This is a genomic window from Moorena sp. SIO3E8, from assembly GCF_010692445.1.
In the GTDB taxonomy this organism is placed as follows: domain Bacteria; phylum Cyanobacteriota; class Cyanobacteriia; order Cyanobacteriales; family Coleofasciculaceae; genus Moorena; species Moorena bouillonii.
Genome location: NZ_JAAHHM010000046.1, coordinates 1 through 19,545, shown reverse-complemented (window position 1 = coordinate 19,545; position 19,545 = coordinate 1). Strand labels below are relative to the sequence as shown.

16 protein-coding genes are annotated in these 19,545 nt (G+C 43.4%); 11 read left to right on the top strand and 5 right to left on the bottom strand.

The genetic code is table 11. From position 1 onward, the window contains the following. The first annotated feature begins 155 nt into the window (after nt 1-155). From F6K46_RS19845 to F6K46_RS19820, 6 genes are all read left to right on the top strand, one after another. Entirely contained in the window at nt 156-419 is a 264-nt protein-coding gene (locus F6K46_RS19845) for a hypothetical protein (protein ID WP_293117275.1), read from the top strand. Beyond that, nucleotides 337-1,689 (top strand): P-loop NTPase fold protein, encoded by a 1,353-nt coding sequence (locus tag F6K46_RS19840; protein ID WP_293117271.1) that lies wholly within the window; start codon nt 337-339, stop codon nt 1,687-1,689. The genes F6K46_RS19845 and F6K46_RS19840 overlap by 83 nt, the downstream gene beginning before the upstream one ends. Before the next feature lie 116 nt (nt 1,690-1,805). Beyond that, entirely contained in the window at nt 1,806-5,543 is a 3,738-nt protein-coding gene (locus F6K46_RS19835) for a CHAT domain-containing protein (RefSeq protein ID WP_293065235.1), read from the top strand. A 4-nt stretch (nt 5,544-5,547) separates the two neighbouring features. Then, nucleotides 5,548-5,898, top strand: a complete 351-nt coding sequence (locus F6K46_RS19830) for a hypothetical protein (protein ID WP_293065232.1) — start codon at nt 5,548-5,550, stop codon at nt 5,896-5,898. Between the two features lie 59 nt (nt 5,899-5,957). Beyond that, nucleotides 5,958-6,278, top strand: a complete 321-nt coding sequence (locus F6K46_RS19825) for a HigA family addiction module antitoxin (protein WP_293065229.1) — start codon at nt 5,958-5,960, stop codon at nt 6,276-6,278. A gap of 234 nt (nt 6,279-6,512) precedes the next feature. Further along, the gene (locus F6K46_RS19820; RefSeq protein ID WP_293065226.1) at nt 6,513-6,734 is read left to right on the top strand and encodes a hypothetical protein; all 222 of its coding nucleotides are present in this window, start codon (nt 6,513-6,515) and stop codon (nt 6,732-6,734) included. Here the strand turns inward: F6K46_RS19820 and F6K46_RS19815 are convergent. Both F6K46_RS19815 and F6K46_RS19810 read right to left on the bottom strand, forming a co-directional pair. Further along, nucleotides 6,627-9,908: a DEAD/DEAH box helicase gene (locus F6K46_RS19815; RefSeq protein ID WP_293065223.1), complete on the bottom strand. Its 3,282-nt coding sequence runs from the start codon at nt 9,906-9,908 to the stop codon at nt 6,627-6,629. The genes F6K46_RS19820 and F6K46_RS19815 overlap by 108 nt on opposite strands. Before the next feature lie 186 nt (nt 9,909-10,094). Beyond that, nucleotides 10,095-10,220, bottom strand: coding sequence for a hypothetical protein (locus F6K46_RS19810; RefSeq protein ID WP_269087046.1), 126 nt, complete (start codon nt 10,218-10,220; stop codon nt 10,095-10,097). Nucleotides 10,221-10,664: 444 nt separating this feature from the next. Here F6K46_RS19810 and F6K46_RS19805 point away from each other — a divergent pair, with 444 nt between their 5' ends. The 4 genes from F6K46_RS19805 to folP all read left to right on the top strand — a co-directional run bounded on the left by F6K46_RS19805 (nt 10,665) and on the right by folP (nt 15,051). Then, nucleotides 10,665-10,820, top strand: a complete 156-nt coding sequence (locus F6K46_RS19805; protein WP_293065220.1) for a hypothetical protein — start codon at nt 10,665-10,667, stop codon at nt 10,818-10,820. 78 nt (nt 10,821-10,898) lie between these two features. Continuing rightward, nucleotides 10,899-13,049: a polyribonucleotide nucleotidyltransferase gene (locus F6K46_RS19800; protein ID WP_293065217.1), complete on the top strand. Its 2,151-nt coding sequence runs from the start codon at nt 10,899-10,901 to the stop codon at nt 13,047-13,049. Nucleotides 13,050-13,334: 285 nt separating this feature from the next. Further along, nucleotides 13,335-14,060: a triose-phosphate isomerase gene (gene tpiA, locus F6K46_RS19795; RefSeq protein WP_293065214.1), complete on the top strand. Its 726-nt coding sequence runs from the start codon at nt 13,335-13,337 to the stop codon at nt 14,058-14,060. Between the two features lie 145 nt (nt 14,061-14,205). Continuing rightward, on the top strand, nt 14,206-15,051 hold the full coding sequence (folP, locus tag F6K46_RS19790; protein ID WP_293065211.1) for a dihydropteroate synthase: 846 nt from the start codon (nt 14,206-14,208) through the stop codon (nt 15,049-15,051). A 317-nt stretch (nt 15,052-15,368) separates the two neighbouring features. Here folP and F6K46_RS19785 read toward each other — a convergent pair whose 3' ends face one another. The 3 genes from F6K46_RS19785 to F6K46_RS19775 all read right to left on the bottom strand — a co-directional run bounded on the left by F6K46_RS19785 (nt 15,369) and on the right by F6K46_RS19775 (nt 17,311). Continuing rightward, nucleotides 15,369-16,166 carry a stomatin-like protein gene (locus tag F6K46_RS19785; RefSeq protein WP_070394341.1) on the bottom strand — a complete coding sequence of 266 codons (798 nt, stop codon included), beginning with the start codon at nt 16,164-16,166 and terminating at the stop codon, nt 15,369-15,371. A gap of 387 nt (nt 16,167-16,553) precedes the next feature. Beyond that, a complete protein-coding gene (locus F6K46_RS19780; RefSeq protein WP_081431284.1) occupies nt 16,554-17,174 on the bottom strand; it encodes a DUF4340 domain-containing protein in 621 nt (206 codons plus the stop codon). Between the two features lie 5 nt (nt 17,175-17,179). After that, nucleotides 17,180-17,311 (bottom strand): hypothetical protein, encoded by a 132-nt coding sequence (locus tag F6K46_RS19775; protein WP_269087045.1) that lies wholly within the window; start codon nt 17,309-17,311, stop codon nt 17,180-17,182. 318 nt (nt 17,312-17,629) lie between these two features. On the opposite strand from F6K46_RS19775, the gene F6K46_RS19770 reads away from it, so the two are divergent. Next, complete coding sequence (locus F6K46_RS19770; protein ID WP_293065200.1) at nt 17,630-19,309, top strand: S8 family serine peptidase; 1,680 nt, start codon at nt 17,630-17,632, stop codon at nt 19,307-19,309. Nucleotides 19,310-19,545 lie beyond the last annotated feature (236 nt).

Genomic DNA, 19,545 nt, shown 5'->3' with positions numbered 1-19,545 from the left:
GGAAACCCCCAAGACCGCGCTGCATCGCTATTCCCTGTTTCCTAAAAACCTCACCTAATTAAAAACCGCAATATATTATTTTATAATTAGGACAATTACCAGCCAGCCATAGGGCAATTGCCATCGGGGGCATCTCATTGTTACGGTTTTATCCGATGGTGCGTTATTTTATTAACTTGTGTAACGTTGCCAAAAGTCTCCCTGTTCTCTCTTCCCTACTCCCTACTCCCTACTCCCTACTCCCTACTCCCTGTTCCCTGTTCCCTGTTCCCTGTTCCCTAAAACCAGGAACTCTGTACCTCACCAAATTGAAAACCACTAGACACATCACCCCCCATGAGCTTAATCAAAAAAATCTACAATCAATTTCAACCATTTTATCCCTTACCAGCCAACGATCCAGTTTATGTAAACTGTAGTGCAGTCAGGGGCGATGACAATATTTTCAGAGAAATTGGTAAAAATATCCTCTTTTCAAACCAAGCGACTTGTCAACTTTATACTGGACATCGGGGTGTAGGGAAGTCAACGGAGTTATTGCGTCTGGAAGATTATTTGCAGAAGGATGGCTGCTTTGTGGTTTATTTTCCCGCAACGGAAGGAGATATTGATGAAATCGATGCTCAATATACAGATATTCTGTTAGCTTGTACTCGTAATATTTTAGAGAAACTTAAAGAGTATGCTGCTCCTCATCCTGTCTTAAATTGGTTACAGTCTCGCTGGACTGAATTAAAGGATTTGGCGTTATCGGAGGTAGAATTTGAAAAATTAACGGTTGAAGCTCAAATTCAGGTTTTTAGTAAATTGACTACAACCTTAAGACGCAATCCTAGTAGCCGTGAAACCATTAGAAAACAAGTTGATACTTATAGTGTATCGTTGATTACAGCGTTAAATGAATTTATTGAAGAGGCTCAACAGAAATTACCTGAGGAAAAATCTAAAATAGTTGTGATAGCAGATAACTTAGATAGAATCATACCCCTGGAAAAAGGGAATGACAGAACAAGTCACGAGGAAATATTTATTGATTATAGCAGTCAATTAACAGCGTTGAATTGTCACGTAGTTTATACAGTACCTATTTCCTTAGCTTATTCCAGTCAAGCTACTGAATTAAGAAATAGGTATGCTACTCCTCAAGTTTTACCAATGATTATGGTAAAAAACCGTCACAACCAACCCTATTCACAAGGATTAGATAAATTAAAAGAAGTTATTGAAAAAAGGATTCACTTAGTTGACCCTACGATTGATATTGATACACAAATATTTGATAGTCAAGATACTCGCATTGAGCTTTGTGCTATGACTGGTGGTCATGTCCGAGAGTTGATGCTATTAATGCAGTCAGTAATGCGTTATATTGATGATTTTCCGATTACTACAAAAATAGTGAGGCGGGCGGTTAGTGATGCCAGAGATAGCACCTATCGTAATGCGGTTAGTTCTGAAGAATGGCCAAAATTAGCTGAAGTTTATCTTTCCAAGACTATCCCTAATGATGAAGACTATCGTAGTTTGCTATTCCGTCGTTGTGTGTTGGAATATCGAGAGTCTAATGCAGAAGATAATCCTGTGCGTTGGTATGATGTTCACCCTTTAATTGAAGGGACATCAGAATTTAAATCTGCTCTTCGTGAGTTAACTAATAGTGAGCATTCAGCAGTCAGCGGTCAGCCATGAGCCATTCCCGTAGCCTGGGTGGCACAGGCTTCGACGCTGTGATCTAGCCCATTAGCTGATAGCTGATAGCTGATAGCTGAAAACTGATAGCTGATAGCTAAAAACTAATAAATAAAATGCTGACATCCAATTCAACAACATTTAGATCAGATGAACAAGAATCGTATCTGAGGTTAAAACGCGATTTATCTTGGCGTGAAGGCTTTGGGATTTTATTTGTGCGGTGTACTCCTGTACAAGAAAAAAGAATTATTGAAGAAATTCAACAAGATATTAATGATAAAACGGTTGATGTTTTAAAGCTAGACCATTCTATTTATAATTTATATGATCTGATTGAGGAAAAGGTTAACGACAATCCCATTGATATTTTATTTGTTAGTGGCATTGAAAAGTCTTTAGCCTTAGACGATTATATTAAACGTACCCTTGAAAACCCTAAAAAAGCGTATCAAAAAGAGGCTTTAGCCAGCTTATTAGGTCATCTCAATTGGCAACGGGAAAGATTTAGAGATGATTTTAATTGCTGCTTAGTCTTTACCGTCAGAAAATATACGTTAAGGTATTTAGTCCGTCGTGCTCCTGATTTTTTTGATTGGCGTTCTGGAGTAATCGAGTTTCCTGTAGATAGAGATATTGATTTGCTTGACTATTATACTCCCTTTCAAGCTGATATTGAGCCGCAAAAACCACAGGAGGTATCTCAAAATATATTTCATAGTAGTGACGAGTATTATGACTTGTTGAAAAAACTGCTATTACTAGAGTATGAGAATAATGGAGATTTACAATTTATTTATTCTGTTATTAAATCTAATTTATCAAAATTAGATTTGTCTTTTAAAACTATTTTACACAAGTGGATACTTAATACTTGTGCTGAATTAAATCCTGAAGAAAAAGAGGCAATTGCTGGAATAGTAGAAAGTCTTTGTATTGATATTTCTAAATTTCCATTAGGAAAATGGGCAAATGCTATAGAAATAGCAATTACTGGATTAGAAACTATTTTAAAATTACGTCCTCGGGAAACTCTATCACAACAATGGGCGCAAACTATACATAATCTTGCTGCTGTGTATAGTAACCGTATTTTTGGCAAAAAAGCTGAAAATATAGAAATATCAATTGATTATTATAAATCTGCATTAGAAGTTAGAGTACGTGATAATTTTCCTGAACAATGGGCAACAACTATTAATAATCTTGCTATTGCTTACACTAAAAGAATTAAAGACTCCAGAAGAGATAATCTGGAGGCAGCTATTGGTTATTATCAGCAAGCTTTAGAAGTACGAAGTCGTGAAGATTTTCCCTATGAATGGGCAACGACTCAAAATAATCTCGGTAATGCTTACTTAGAAAGAATCACAGGTGAGAAAGCACAAAATCTAGAAGAGGCCATCCCTTGCTTCCAATTGGCTTTAAGGGTTTACACCTGTCAAGATTTTCCCTATGAATGGGCAACGACTCAAAATAATCTCGGTAATGCTTACTTAGAAAGAATCACAGGTGAGAAAGCACAAAATCTAGAAGAGGCCATCCCTTGCTTCCAATTGGCTTTAAGGGTTTACACCCGTGAAGCTTTTCCTATTGATTGGGCAAGAACTCAAAACAATCTCGGTAATGCTTACCGTAATCGAATCAAAGGTGAGAAAGCACAAAACTTAGAATATGCGATCACTTGCTTCCAATTGGCTTTAAAAGTTTACACCCCTCAAGCTTTGCCCTATGAATGGGCAACGACTCAAAATAATCTAGGTCTTGCTTACTTAGAAAGAATTACAGGTGAGAAAGCACAGAATATAGAATATGCGATTGCTTGCTTCCAATCGGCTTTAGAAGTACGCACCCGTGAAGCATTTCCCGAAAAATGGGCACAGACTCAAAACAATTTAGGTCTTGCTTACTCAAACAGAATCACAGGTCAGAAAGCACAAAACTTAGAATATGCGATCGCTTGCTTCCAATCAGCTCTTACCGTTTATACCTTTGACGCATTTCCCTATGAATGGGCATCGACTCAAAATAATCTCGGTAATGCTTACCGTAACCGAATCAAAGGTGAGAAAGCACAGAATATAGAAGAGGCGATCGCTTGCTGGCAATTGGCTTTAAAAGTGCGCACCCGTCAAGCCTTTACCCGAGAGTATCTACAAACTAAAAATAACCTGGCTTTCACTTACCAAGATGTTCAAAAGTTCACCGAAGCTTACAAGGCTTTTGATGCTACCATTGAAACAGTAGAATCTTTACGCGAGGAAATTATTTCTGGTTCTGGAGTAGAAGAATACAAGACCAAACTAGCTGAAGAATGGAATAAAGTCTATCGAGGCATGGTGGAAGTCTGTATAGAGTTAACGGACTATACCCAAGCCCTAGAATACGTGGAACGGAGCAAAACCCGCAATTTAGTTGAACAGATCCTCAGCCGTGACCTGAAAAGCATCTTCCCTAGAGATGTTGTCACTAAACTAGAACAATATAGGGATGAAATAGCCATAGGTCAATACCAAATCCAGCATGGCAAAGTTGAAAATTCAACCGCCCTGGCACAACATCTCCAAGAATTGCGACAGCAGCAGAATGATTTACAAGACCAATATTTACGTATCGGTTCTAGCTTTAAATTTGAGCAATTTCAGAAAAATTTAGATGATAAAACTGCCATTGTAGAATTTTATATTACAGGGAATAAGCTACTTACTTTCATCTTTACTAACCAAACCAAGCAGCCTATAGTTTTGCAGTCTCAGCCAAAATGCTTAGATAAATTGATAAGATGGGTAAATAAATATTTCACTGCATACCATACAAAACAATCCCATTCGCGACGCCACCTGACTACCCGTTTACATTTGCTGGCGCAAATTCTGCACATTGATGAAATCATTCAGCAAATACCTCTAGAGTGCGATCGCTTAATTTTAATCCCCCATTTATATTTACATTTATTACCGCTTCATGCTTTACCGATTAACAGTAAGCAGGGAGGAGGTAAATCTCAAATTTTGATGGATCGGTTTCCAGCAGGGGTAAGTTACGCCCCTAGCTGTCAACTACTGCAACTTGCTCAAACCAGAAAACGCCCGGACTTTACCCACCTGTTTGCCGTTCAAAACCCCACTGATGATTTGCTTTACACCAACATCGAAGTAGAAGTCATTAAACACTACTTCAACCCAGCATATACAGATGTTCTGGCTGGAAAAGCTGCCACTAAAACTGCCATAGATAGCAAACCTCTCAACACTTACCACTGTGCCCATTTTAGTGGTCATGGTTACTTTAACTACGAACAACCACGTAAATCGGCTCTGATCCTGGCAGATACCCACCTCAGTCCTGCACCAAATCAACTCGACCCAGAACAACATCTAGTTTTGGATAACGCAAACGCTATTGACTTAGACAAGAGTCTAACCCTAGATGCAGTCTTTGCTCTGAAATTAGAACAATGTCGCCTTGTCACTCTTTCTGCTTGTGAAACGGGATTAATCGACTCCAATAACATTAGCGACGAATACATTGGCTTACCTGGTGGTTTCCTAGTTGCGGGGAGTCCAGCGGTGGTTAGTAGCCTGTGGCCGGTAGAGCAGTTCTCTACTGCGTTGTTGATGATTAAATTTTATCAGAATTTGCAAAACCAGATGTCCTTAGCAGTTGCCCTTAATCAAGCGCAATTCTGGCTGCGGGATAGTACCCAGTCTGAGTTGTTGGCCTGGAGTAGGCAGTTATCTGTGGACAGCTCTTTGATGAAAAGCATTGAAGACAAACTGGATTTTTTTCACCCCCATGAGCAACCGTTTCAAAAGCCCTACTATTGGGCAGTATTCTGTGTAATTGGAGAGTAACATCATGATTTATAACTATAAACTTCTAATATTGCCCTCTTTCCTGAAAACACAACTAGACGTGTTTTCTAGGGAAAACTTACAGGACTTAGATGAGACCTTAACCCGTTTGCGGAGTAACCGACCAGAAAACGTTGAGGAAATTCTCATAAATTGGTTAAAGGCACGGCTGACAATCAGGGATAAACTCATAGAATTTGAGGAAATTTACAGGGCGGAGCTTGGCAAAGTTCCTCCCAGTGAACCTATTCAGCGCGATCGCCTTTCTAATTGGTTTCAGGAACTGCGCCAGCCGGTAAATGATAAACTTAATAGTAAAGGGAAGGGAGAAGAGGAAACAGGGAGTAGGAAATAGGGAGTAGGGAGTAGGGAAAATGGACATGCCTATGATGTTGAAATTGTGGATTATCACTAATGACTACAAAACTTCCCCCTATTACTCCCGGTGACATTCTTCTAGAAGAATTGATCAAACCATTCGGCATCAGCCAGAATCAACTGGCTGAGGATATCCATGTACCCGTAACACAGGTCAATGCCATCGTAAACGGCAAAAAAACTATTACTACCGATACAGCCCTGAGGCTAGCCAGATACTTCGGTACTACTCCCCACTTTTGGTTGAACCTCCAACAACATTATGAGCTTGAACTAGCCGAAGCAACCCTAGCTGATCAGATTTTGAAAACGATCAAACCCCTCGCTTCTATTGCGGCAAATGACCATGAAGGGTAAGCAAATTATAGGGCTGCGCCCAGGGAACAGGGAACAGGGAACAGGGAACAGGGAGTAGGGAGTAGGGAGTAGGGAGTAGAAAGGGAGTATGTCAGTTTTGTTCATTCCTGATTCTGATTCCCTGTTGGTTCCCCTTAATAAGGATTGAGATCCCCCTAAATCCCCCTTAATAAGGGGGACTTTTGAAGACTTATACTGATACTTTGACCAGTACAAAAAAACTTTGTAACGGCAGTGATAACAATCAATTTAAGCACTAAAATAGTCAAATATTATCACTGTTCCCTGTTCCCTGTTCCCTGTTCCCTACTCCCTACTCCCTACTCCCTACTCCCTACTCCCTACTTCCTAATCATCAATAACCGCACTCCGGTCAAGCAACACCAAATCGCGCAATTGTTCCGTATTCATTTCCGTCAACCAATCTTCTCCAGCATCTACAGTTTGTTCCGCTAACTGTTTCTTACTTTCAATAATGTCATTAATTTTTTCTTCTACAGTGCCAGTACAGATAAACTTATGGACTTGAACATTGCGTTTTTGACCAATCCGAAAGACGCGGTCAGTAGCTTGATTTTCCACCGCTGGATTCCACCAGCGGTCTACATGAAACACATGATTAGCTCTGGTTAAATTCAATCCTGTACCACCCGCTTTCAGAGACAGAATAAATATCGATGGACCATCGGGGTCATTCTGGAAGCGATCAATCATTTCCTCCCGTTGTTTCTTACGAGTTGCGCCATAGAGGAATAAAACTTCCTTGCCAAATTTTTCCTCTAAATAGGGTTTCAGCAATTTCCCCCATTCCGAAAATTGGGTAAAAATTAAGCCACGGTCTCCCTCAGAAATCGCTTCTTCTAACATTTCTTCCAACCGTCGTAACTTACCCGACTGCTGGCTAGACATCAAGGAATTATCTCCCGTTTTCCCTTTCGTCTTTTTCCCCTTACTCTCTAACAGAGCGGGATGATTACACAGTTGCTTGAGTCTCAACAACAAGGTCAAAATCATGCCCTTGCGCTTAATCCCCTCAGCTTCTTCAATTTGTGCTAAGGAATCATCCACCAACTGTTGATAAACCGTAGCTTGGGCTGCGGAAAGACCACAAAAAACATTCATTTCCTGCTTTTCGGGCAAATCTTGAATAATAGACTTATCGGTTTTGAGGCGACGGAGGATAAAGGGTTGCACTAGCGATCGCATGGTCTGCAAGGAATCCCGGTCGCCAAACTTCTCAATGGGTACAGCAAATCGACGTTGGAAGAATTGGCGATCGCCTAAATACCCAGGATTGAGAAAATCGATAATTGACCACAATTCCGACAACCGATTTTCGACGGGAGTACCGGTTAAGGCAATCCGAAAGCTAGTGGAAAGTTGCTTCACCGCTTGGGATTGCTTAGCGCTAGGATTCTTAATATTCTGAGCTTCATCCAGCACCACCCCCTGCCATTCCACCCCATCCAGGGTAGTGGCATCCCGATGTACTAAGGAATAACTGGTAATGATCACCTGCTTAGTCTTAACTGCCTTAGCAAAGGCTTTCCCTTTGGAGCGTTTATCCCCGTGATGGACAATAGTTTTCAGGGATGGCGCAAATTTCCTTACTTCCCGTTCCCAGTTTCCTAGCACAGAGGTCGGACATACCACTAAGCAGGGTCCATTTAGCGTACCTTCTTCCTGAAGATGCAACAGAAACGCAATCAGTTGTGCCGTCTTACCAAGGCCCATATCATCCGCCAGACAAGCACCCAAACCCCAACGTTCCAGAAAGGCCAGCCAGCCCATCCCTCTAGCTTGATAGGGTCGCAATTGCCCCTGAAAACTAGCAGGTTGAGGAATCGGCTCAAGGGATTGATTCCCCTGTAAGTTAGTAATTAACTCTTGCAACGCTCCCGATGCTTCAAACTTCACTACTGGTAGTTTTGCCAAGGTATTATTATCACCAGTAGTGATCCGCAAAGCATCCTCTACCGACAGAGTCATGTTATCTGTCGAACCCTTAAACATCTCTTGAGCTGCACGGACATCAGACGGTTGTAACGCCATCCATTCCCCATCCACCTCCACTAGCGGTGATTTCAGTGCCATCAAGCGATTAAACTCCCGCTTCGAGATGGTTTTATCTCCAATCGCCAGTTGCCACTTAAACTTCAGTAAGCTTTGGAGTCCTAACCGTTGATTCTTCTTTTGTGGTGGCACTTCCGCCACAAGACTAATCCCCAAGCGTTTGGCTCCCGTGCCTGGTTTCAATCCTGGGGGTAGCACAATACCCAAGCCATTGTTTTGCAACCGCCATGCACTCGCCCTAATGAACTCATACACATCTACTATGGTTAGCTCACAAAACTCAGGACGGGGTTGGTGTAGGCTAGGTTCAATGGGAGGATAGAGTCGAGTCGCTAATCCTAACCCTTTGAGGAACGTTTCCTGAGGTTGTTCAATGGTTCGCTGGTTAATCTCCAATCGCTCTCCGGAGTAATTCCAGATTGTCTCAGCATCCACCACCAGGTCTGGGTCATCAACCGCTTGTAAGCCATAGGCCAAGCTCCAATTCTCTTGATCAGAGGTAGGAGGTTTCAGGATAAAACAAGTACGAAACAGATTTTGGCTGAAGGTCTTGGACGTCGGTGTCACTAAATTCTGTTGCACCGGAGTGTTCCAAGTCGAGAGTGCTGCGGCTAATCGACCTAGGGTTGTTGACTCTAGGGCTAGGGTTTCTGAATTATCTGAATTAGAAGACAAATTAGAAGAAAGCGATCGCAACCATTCCACCATCGGTGAATCTACTACTGGCACCGACTCACCCTTGACAAAATGCCGCACCTGTGTATTAACCACACTACTCAAGAATCCCAGTAGCAATTCCTGAGCCTTAACCAAATCGGTTGCAGGTTGAAGGGTCAACTGTGGAGAACTAACCTGTTGTGGATAAGCACAGCAAGCCGAGGGCATGAGCTTGATATACGTTTCTAGACGGACTTGATCGGTAGTACTATCAAGCAGAGGTTGCCAGCAAGCCCTTACCTTACCATCAGGCAATCGGTACACTCCTGGTAAAAACTTACCCCGACTCAGCAGATCCAAGCTCCACCGCATCACCTGAGACCAAAAACGCAACTCCCCTCCCAGGTAAGCGTCTGAGCCTTCAAAAGAGCCCAGGGGTAAAGCTTGCAGGAATCTTACCGCTGCCATCGGTTCCAGACTTACCCCTTGCACTTGCCATGGTTGCAATTCCCACTGGCCAGCCTCTGCACTATCTTGTGAACTATCCTCTGCACTATCTAAAAACACTTTGCTAGACAGCACTGGATAACCTGGCTCACCTTTGGATGATGCTTGAGTAGGTAAGAGAACAATTTGAGACTGCCAGGGATGGTGATCCTGTTGAGCACTACGCTTACGACTACCTGAACGAGCCTTCTCAGACACCTCTAAAAATTGACCAATGGACAGACGATGAGAATCTAAAAAAGACGTCAATTCTTCCTCAGTCATGGCAAACGGGTGACATGACATCTCATTGGCAGTAGTTGATATCTGCGCCTTCGTGCGCCAGGTTTCTCCCCAAATAAATAGATGACCATTAGTTTCCCTAGGTATCCAACTGCCATGTAACGTTGCCATAATAATTTTTGTGTCTTTTTCTGTTATCTAGTCCAGGTTTTGTCGATCAAATTTGCTGAATTTATCCCTTAGGATGAACAGCTATCCTATCTGATTAATAGATTGTATAGCGTTTCTCGCAGTTATTAGGTAAGCTTTTTAATCTCAAAGTCCCCCTTATTAAGGGGGATTTAGGGGGATCAATTTCTACCTTATGGGATATAGAATTGCTATATAACAAAGGGAATCGGGAATCGGGAATCGGGAATCGGGAATCGAGAAACACAAATTATCATAATTCCTTGAGATTACTATATTAATTGAAGTAAGCAAACTTATTTTTTTAGCTGATTAGGGGAGATTATCTCCAGTTATTTCACCCATTACATAAAAAATATTCGCTTATCAAAAAACTTGATAGAGACTACCTTAATTCGATTTTGCAATAACAAAAAACGGTAAAAACTGAAGTAAAATTAATGGCTATTACTTAGACTATTCAGTAGTCTTGAAACTCTAAAAAACCGCTGAGGTGACTCCAGAATAAAATTGGCCGCTGTGAAAAACCAAGCAACCCTAGGGCGTGTTTTCAAAGTTTTCCGCAAGATTTAGATCCCCCCCAGCCCCCCTTAATAAGGGGGGAGCCATTCTCAAAGTCCCCCTTTTTTAAGGGGGATTTAGGGGGATCTCCGAGTTTGAAGACACGCCCTAGGCGTAGAGGAGTTGATCCCTTAGCCAAACACCATCAAAAAGTATAGCGTTTCCTAGTCTAATCAGGTGCATCATATAAATTTTTTCATTGCTCCCTGTTCCCTGTTCCCTGTTCCCTGTTCCCTGTTCCCTGTTCCCTACTCCCTACTCCCTACTCCCTACTCCCTACTCCCTACTCCCCACTCCCTACTCCCCACTCCCTACTCCCTACTCCCTACTTAACACCCCCCCCGAGTGATAAATGCTACGATTGCGACAGAACGAGAACAGTGATCAAACAAAGAAGGAAAAAGTACCGAAATGGTAGAGATAGACAAGTCAATATCCTTTGATGGACGGGATATTAGACTCAAAGTAGGTCTACTTGCCCCTCAATCTGGTGGTTCAGTAATGATACAGTCGGGGGATACAGCAGTTTTAGTGACAGCAACTCGTGCCCCTGGTCGAGAAGGGGTCGATTTTCTGCCCTTGGTAGTTGACTACGAAGAAAGACTCTACGCAGCAGGTCGGATTCCAGGTGGTTTCCTAAGAAGGGAAGGCCGTCCTCCAGAAAAAGTTATTCTAACTAGCCGTCTAATTGACCGTCCCTTGCGTCCGTTATTTCCCAGTTGGCTACGAGATGATATACAGATTGTAGCAACTACCCTGTCTATGGATGAACAAGTACCGCCAGATGTTTTGGCAGTTACTGGTGCATCGATTGCGGTGTTGCAGGGTAAGATTCCCTTCTATGGACCGATGGCAGCTGTAAGGGTAGGCTTACTCGGGGATGATTTTATGATTAATCCCACCTACAAAGAAATCGAAAACGGTGACTTGGACTTAATCGTGGCTGGTTCCCCACAAGGGGTAATTATGGTAGAAGCCGGTGCCAATCAATTACCGGAACAAGATATAATCGAGGCCATTGACTTCGGCTACGAAGCGGTACAAGACTTGATCAAAGCCCAGCAAGACCTGCTTGAGGAGTTGGGAATTGAAATAGTGATTGGCGAACCCCCAGCCGTAGACTCGAATCTAGAAGAATTTATCCGCGTCCGCGCCACTGAAAAAATTAAAGCTATCCTCTCGCAATTTGACCTGGACAAAAAGGGTCGGGATGTTGCCTTAGATAAAGTTAAGGACACTGCTGTCAAAGCAGAAATTGTCGAACTCAAAGAGGATGACCCAATCCGTGTAGCGGTTACTGAAGATAGCGCATTAGTCGATAAGCTGTTCAAAAGCCTCACCAAAAAACTGATGCGTACTCAGATTGTGGAAGAGGGAGTGCGCGTAGATGGTCGCAAGCTAGACCAAGTGCGTCCTGTCTCTTGTCAAACCAGTTTATTACCTCAGCGAGTTCATGGTAGCGCTTTGTTCAACCGAGGACTAACCCAAGTCCTATCCACTGTTACCTTGGGAACACCTGGAGATGCCCAAACTCTAGATGACCTTAACCCAGAAGATGAGAAACGCTATCTGCACCACTACAATTTCCCACCCTTTTCTGTAGGGGAAGTCAAGCCATTGCGATCGCCCGGACGGCGTGAAATTGGTCACGGAGCCTTAGCTGAACGAGCATTAGTGCCAGTGTTGCCCCCTCAACACGAGTTTCCCTATGTGATCCGAGTGGTATCGGAAGTGCTCTCCTCCAATGGTTCCACCTCCATGGGCTCGGTTTGTGGTTCAACACTGGCCTTGATGGATTCAGGTGTACCCATTACCAAACCCGTTAGTGGTGCAGCCATGGGTTTGATCAAAGAAGGAGAGGAAGTCCGCATTCTCACCGATATTCAAGGTATTGAAGACTTTTTGGGTGACATGGACTTCAAAGTCGCTGGTACCGATACTGGCATCACGGCTTTGCAAATGGACATGAAAATCACTGGTCTGTCCATGGATACCATAGCCCAGGCCATTGAGCAAGCCAAACCGGCCAGACTGCATATCCTAGAAAAGATGCTGGCGGTGATTGACACACCCTCCACAGACATGTCACCCTTTGCTCCTCGCCTCTTAACCATGAGGATTGATCCAGAGTTCATTGGTACCGTGATTGGTCCAGGGGGTAAGACAATTAAAGGAATTACCGAGCAAACTGGGGCAAAAATCGATATTGAAGATGACGGTACAGTTACCGTATCTGCTATGGATGGGGACAGAGCTACAAAAGCTATCAGTATCATCCAAGGCTTAACCCGCAAGCTGAATGAAGGGGATGTCTATGTTGGTCGTGTCACCCGAATTATTCCCATTGGTGCCTTTGTGGAAATACTTCCTGGCAAAGAAGGTATGATTCACATTTCCCAACTAGCTGACTACCGAGTTGGCAAAGTGGAAGATGAGTTAGCGGTAGGAGATGAGGTAGTTGTCAAAATACGGGAAATTGACAACAAGGGTCGTCTTAATTTAACCCGTTTGAACATTCATCCCGACGAAGCTGCCGCAGCAAGGGAAGCAGCAGCGTTATAGCGCTACGGGCAATGGCATTGGCAAGAGGCAAGAGGCAAAAGTTAACACCGACAGCTTTTGCTGCTTGTATCAATGTCGGGAGATGTCACAGAACAGATGTAAGAAGCGTCTGGGGAGTTGGGGGAATAAATTGACCTTACTCTGATGATGCTTCCCTGAATTTACCCTAGGAGTATCGTCTGATCAGGTCAATGACCAGCAAAAGTCTAACATTTCTGATATTGGCGTAAGTAAAAGCTTTAAACTAAATAATGCATTATGGTTTAGAGATGATTTAGTTAAGCTGTGCGGAAAATTGTTATAGCTGGTAACTGGAAAATGTACAAAACTCAAGCGGAAACCGCTGAGTTTTTAAAGGGATTTTTGCCTGAGCTGGAGCAAACTCCCATAGAACGGGAGGTTGTTCTGTGTGCTCCCTTCACCGACTTGGGTGTGATGTCTGAGCATGTACAAAATACTCCTGTACAGATCGGGGCTCAGAATATCCACTGGGAAAATGCTGGAGCCTACACTGGTGAAATTGCTGGTGGGATGCTCAAGGAAATTGGTGTGCGCTATGTCATTGTTGGTCATAGTGAACGGCGTCAATACTTCGGCGAAACTGATGAAACCGTTAATAAACGCCTTCACGCTGCTCAGCGTCATGGTTTGATTCCGATTCTGTGTGTTGGGGAAACGAAAGCACAACGGGATGCTGGTGAAACAGAAGACATTATTACCAAGCAGTTGGAAAAAGACCTAGTCAACGTTGACCAGCAAAATTTAGTGATTGCTTACGAACCGATTTGGGCAATTGGTACTGGCGACACTTGTGATGCATCAGAAGCGAATCGAATCATTGGATTGATTCGCTCTAAGCTAAAGGAAGCTAATGTCCCAATTCAATATGGTGGCTCCGTCAAACCCAAGAATATTGATGAAATTATGGCTCAATCAGAAATTGATGGAGTACTGGTGGGCGGAGCAAGCTTGGAACCTGCCAGCTTTGCCAGGATTGTCAATTATCAGTAGTTGTAATTAGTCATTGGCTAATTGTTAATTGTTAATTGTTAATTGTTAATTGTTAATTGTTGATGGGTTAATTGTTCTTAGCTTATTAATTAGTTAATTTGCTAATTGCAATTTTCAATGTGCAATTAGCCATGATCTATAAGCGATGGATAAAGGAAAACTAACCATCCAGAACTATTCTTTTGAGTGGGGCAAACGAACCTATATCATGGGTATCTTGAACGTTACCCCCGATAGTTTTAGTGATGGCGGAGAGTATTATACCCCAGAAGCTGCCTTAAGGCAAGCTCAGGCTCTAGTAGATGCTGGTGCTGATATTATCGATATTGGTGGTCAATCGACTCGACCTGGTGCCGAGCAAATTTCCCTACCCGAAGAACTGAAACGAGTTGTGCCTGTGGTAAAGGCAATCCGTTCAGTGGTGAAGATACCCATTTCTGTCGATACCACTAGAGTATCTGTGGCTAAGGCTGCGGTAGAAGCTGGTGCAGATATAGTCAATGATATTTCCGGTGGCACATTTGACCCAGACATGTTGCCAGTCGTAGCCCAGTTGGGGGTACCCATTGTCTTAATGCATATTCGAGGCACCCCCGTTTCCATGCAAAAACTAACTGACTATCAAGACTTAATTGGGGAAATCTATAGCTTTCTGGAGGAGCAGGTCAATGCCGCAATCGCAGCAGGAATTAAGCGATCGCATATTATTATTGACCCAGGCATTGGTTTTGCCAAAACCGCTGAGCAAAGTGTAGAGATTCTGCGGCAACTCCCTAGGTTTGATGCCCTTGGTGTACCGATGTTAGTCGGAGTATCTCGGAAAAGCTTTATTGGACGAATCATCAATCAACCAGACCCCAAGGGTAGAATTTGGGGAACTGCTGCGGCTTGTTGCAGTGCCATTGCCGGTTCAGCAGACATCCTGCGGGTACACGATGTTCGCCAGCTCCATGATGTCTGCCGTGTTGCTGATGCGATTTGGCGTGTGTAAGTATTCAGTTATCAGCATTCAGCTATCAGTTATCAGCATTCAGCTAAAGCGCTACGCGCACGCTACGCGAACAGCATTCAGCTAATGTGCTACGCACACGCTACTAGATCGGTGCTAATGTGCTACGCCCACGCTACTAGATCGGTGCTTTTGAATAAGCGATGCAGCTTCGGAACAGGGGGTTTCCCCCATGAGCGACTGTATCAAGACAAGAGGTAAGCATTGGTTTAATCTCTGTTTCGTCTGCTGAACGCGCACGCGTGAGCCTTTAGCTCACGGCTGACAGCTGACGACTGAATGCTTACATTATTATTGCCCTAATTACTCTCGCCCACAGATTCAGTTTGAAGCAAATCAGTCATGGCTTCGCTCAGTGCTTTTGGATCCATAAAGACGACTTTAGAATTGCTGCTTTCACCTAATTTTTCATTGGCTTCTACATAGCGTTGAGCGATCAGAAACTGTAGGACTTTCTGAGTATTAGCTTGCTCTTGAAGAGCTTTGGAGATCATTTGGATTGACTCCACTGTACCTTCAGCCTGTAAAATTTTGGCTTGTTTCTCACTCTTAGCAGCTCGCTCCTTCTCTAGGGCATCGATAATAGTCTGGGGTGGTTTAATCTCTTGCACCTCAACCCGCATCACCTTGACTCCCCAATCAGCAGAGGCATCATCTAGTTGTTGCAATAAGTTCTGATTGATTCTGTCTCGAGAGGCATAAGTCTCATCTAGTTCCAACTGACCAATGGTAGAACGCAGGGTGGTCATGACTAAATTTTCAATCGCCTCATGAACATTGTCTACAGCATAAAACGCTTTGTACATATCTAAAATTTGCCAATACACGATGGCATCGACTTCTACCTGAACATTATCTTTCGTGATTGCTTGCTGAGGTTCAATGTCTAAAATCTGTTCACGGGTACTCTCTTCTACAGCAATCTTGTCTATAAACGGAACTACATTGAAGTTAAGACCAGGGTCTAGTTTTTTACGATACTTACCAAAGCGTTCTACTAGAGCTTCATTTCCCTCTTGGACAACTTTTGTGGTACCGACGCTGTATCCAAAAGCTACTAAAACAACTGGGGCAAGTATGCTCAGAAGAATATCCATAGTGTTTGAGCTCCTATTAGGAGATTAATCAATTAACTGATGTTGCGGCTAGCGTTTGCTAGAAATAACTTTATCAATAGAACAGCACAAAATGTGTGTATAATAGATAACTTTCACTCTAGCGACCCCTGGGTTGACTGTCAAAGCTGTTATCAAAACTACGGAGAACCTAACTTCTGTGGATGAGGGGTATTACCCTCACCATTACCCTCACCTATAGTTAGAAACTGATAAGACAACAAAGGGAAGATCCGCAAGAACTAAAAAAGTAGGTTATCAAAGTCGATTTGGTGTAACCATTCAGCCGTGAGCCAAGGCCAAAGGCTGATAACTGATAACTGATAGCTGAATGCTGAATGCTGATTGCTGATTGCTTACGATTTGGTACTAGTCAGTTTTTTCACCACCAGATGGCTTGTCTTCTTCAGCCTTTTCCTGATTAACCAGCCATTCTGAGAGGGGGCGTGAGACCGCATACTGAAAGTCCACGGGCACTAACAGTACATCCAACTGCTCAGATTTGGAATCCAGTGGTAAAACTTGAGCATATAGGAAACTGCGAGTAAAGTCCAAGTTGCCTAAGATCAGCTTCGGAGTGTCCTGATTTTTCAGTTTCACTGTTATAGTTGCTGAGGGCTTGTCCAATCCATACTCTGGAAGTTGGTCAGGGCTAACCGTAAGAATGCGATCGCTTTTACCCTGAGCCAGCAAGTTCAACAAAAAGGAAACAACCGCATCACTAGCTATCCCCTCTTTCGGCTTTTTCATCCGCCAACCCGATTCTGGCTCACTGGCTCGCTCAAATACTAAGGTCTTGTCATCACTATTAACAGTAAACGATTGAATCTCGTCTTGAGTGAAATTAAATATAGGTTTTTTAGGGATTTTAGCAGCTTCTCGCTTTTCAGAACCCTGAATTTCATAAATATATACACCTCCCCCGAGGAGGATGGCAGAAATGACTAAAATCAGAGTTGTCCGTTGTAGTTTCATGGGATTAAACTGCATCGATGCTAAACACAGCTTAATACTTTATAGGGATTCTCAATTGGGTGAGGTACGCCGCCCTTGGGAGTAGGGAGTAGGGAGTAGGGAGTAGGGAGTAGGGAGTAGGCAACAGGCAACAGGCAACAGGCAACAGGCAACAGGAACCCACCCCTAACCCCCTTACAAGGGTAGGTTTTTTATAAAGAGGCGAGTAGGTACTTTTATTAGGTATCAACTTCTATCCATATGTATCAAAATACACCATTAATTTCTGTAAATTTATCCCCATATGTATCAAAATACACCATGATTTCCGGGATAATTCTCCCCATTTCCCGCTTTTCCCGACTCCCGATTCCCGATTCCCGACTCCCGACTCCCGACCCAAATGTAAAAAATACCCCTGTGAGCCCCTAACCCCTCCCAGGAGGGGAAAAGAGGGAAGAGATCAATAAAAGCGCTCTGTGTAAACAATTATGAAAATTCCGATCCAAAAAACACTGCTATGGCTATTGGGTGGTTTAAGCATCTCAGGGGTAATCGCCCCAGCCTTGGGATTAGATACATCAATCTCAGAAGCTGGTATTAATGTCTATCGGTTACACCAACCTCCCTATAATTTAACCGGTCGCAAAATTGCCATTGGGCAAGTAGAAATTGGTAGACCTGGATTATTTGGTAAGGATAAAGCCGCTGTCAAGAATCGGACAGTAACTCCTGCAGGAGTTTTTTATCGCAACACCCCAGCACAACCTAATACCCATGTTGATGAACATGCGGCTATGGTAGCCGCTGTGATGGTTAGTCGAGACAAAGGGTTGCGGGGAGTAGCACCTGATGCAAAACTCTACGCTTCAGCAGTTGGCTCCCTGTCTAGGAGTGGACAACCAGAAGAGTGCCTGGCGGCTCAGCATATTGCTCAGCAAAATGGCTCAGATGTGCGGGCAATTAATTTTAGTTTTGGTGAATCCCTACAGCGGGACCCGAGGGAGGAAGCGGTGCTGGATGGCAATGCGCTGTTAACTCTATGTATCGATTGGTCAGCTAGGGTGCATGATGTCTTGTATGTGATTGCTGGCAACCAAGGGAAAGGGGGCATTCCGATCCCCACAGATAATTTTAATGGTATCAATGCAGCATACACAGCCAAGCGTCAGGGAGTTTTTAATAAAGTAGACTTTGCTAACTTGAGTGCTTTACCAGTTGGCATTGGTCGTCGTCTGATTCGGCAAGAAATTAATGTTGGTGCCCGCCGCTCGATTAATTTGGTAGCTCCTGGCAACAAGATATCGTTGTATGACCTCAAAGGTAAAGTGACTAAGGTCAGTGGTACCAGTTTTGCTGCTCCCCATATCACTGGTGTTGTAGCATTGCTACAGGAATTTGGTGATTCCGCTTTGCGCAAGCTGCGCTCAAGACAACAAAAACTATTCTTGATGCAGTCCCTCAGGGCGGAAACCTCCAATACCGGGCTGCATCGCTTGTGGATGAATTGGAGTACAGATTCCCGACGCCATGAAGTAATGAAGGCAGTGTTGCTTAATTCTGCTGACAAAATCCAAGATCTCGGTGATGGGATGCTACTAGGCATGAGCCGCACGATTCGGGCAAAGGATAATCACCACTGGTTAGAGTCTGATGCTTACCAAGACCCCAAAATTCCTCTGGATATGCAGATGGGGACAGGACATCTCAATGGGTTTCGAGCTTACCAGCAATTTAAACTCGGTCAATGGAGCCCCAGTGGCATTGGAGTGCCACCAGTAGGTTGGGATTACCGTACTGTGGAAAAATCATCTTATCGGGACTATGTGTTAACAAAACCCCTAGCAGAAGGAAGTTTTATCTCTTTAACTCTCGCTTGGGACCGTTTGGTAGAGTTAGAGGATGACAATAATAATGATGCTTATGATGTTGGGGAGCGTTTTAGCGATCGCGGTTTGAATAATCTTGACCTCTATTTAATGCCAGTCGGAGAAGAGGACACTACCAAAAGTGTCTGTGCTTCTATCAGTGAAGCGGATGCTGTGGAACATATTTTCTGCCAAGTCCCTGCTCCGGGTCGCTATAAAATTCGGGTTCAGTATCAACAACAGCTTAATCAGCCGTCTCAAGCTTATGCTTTGGCTTGGTGGACAGTTCCAGATGCCCAATGAGAAGCAAGATGGGGAAGATAGGGAAAGTTGGAAACTTTACTCACATCCGGGAAACTCCTGAATCTTCCCTAAGATTACTCATAAAAATGACAAAAAAATAATAATAAAGCCTGAAGGGGTGACGAAATAGCCTGAAAAGCTTTAAATGTAAAGCTTTCACCATTTTGTGCTAAAAAAAAGATAGGTCTCTTTTGTTCAACAAGACCTACCTATTGACAATGTTACCTGTATTCTAC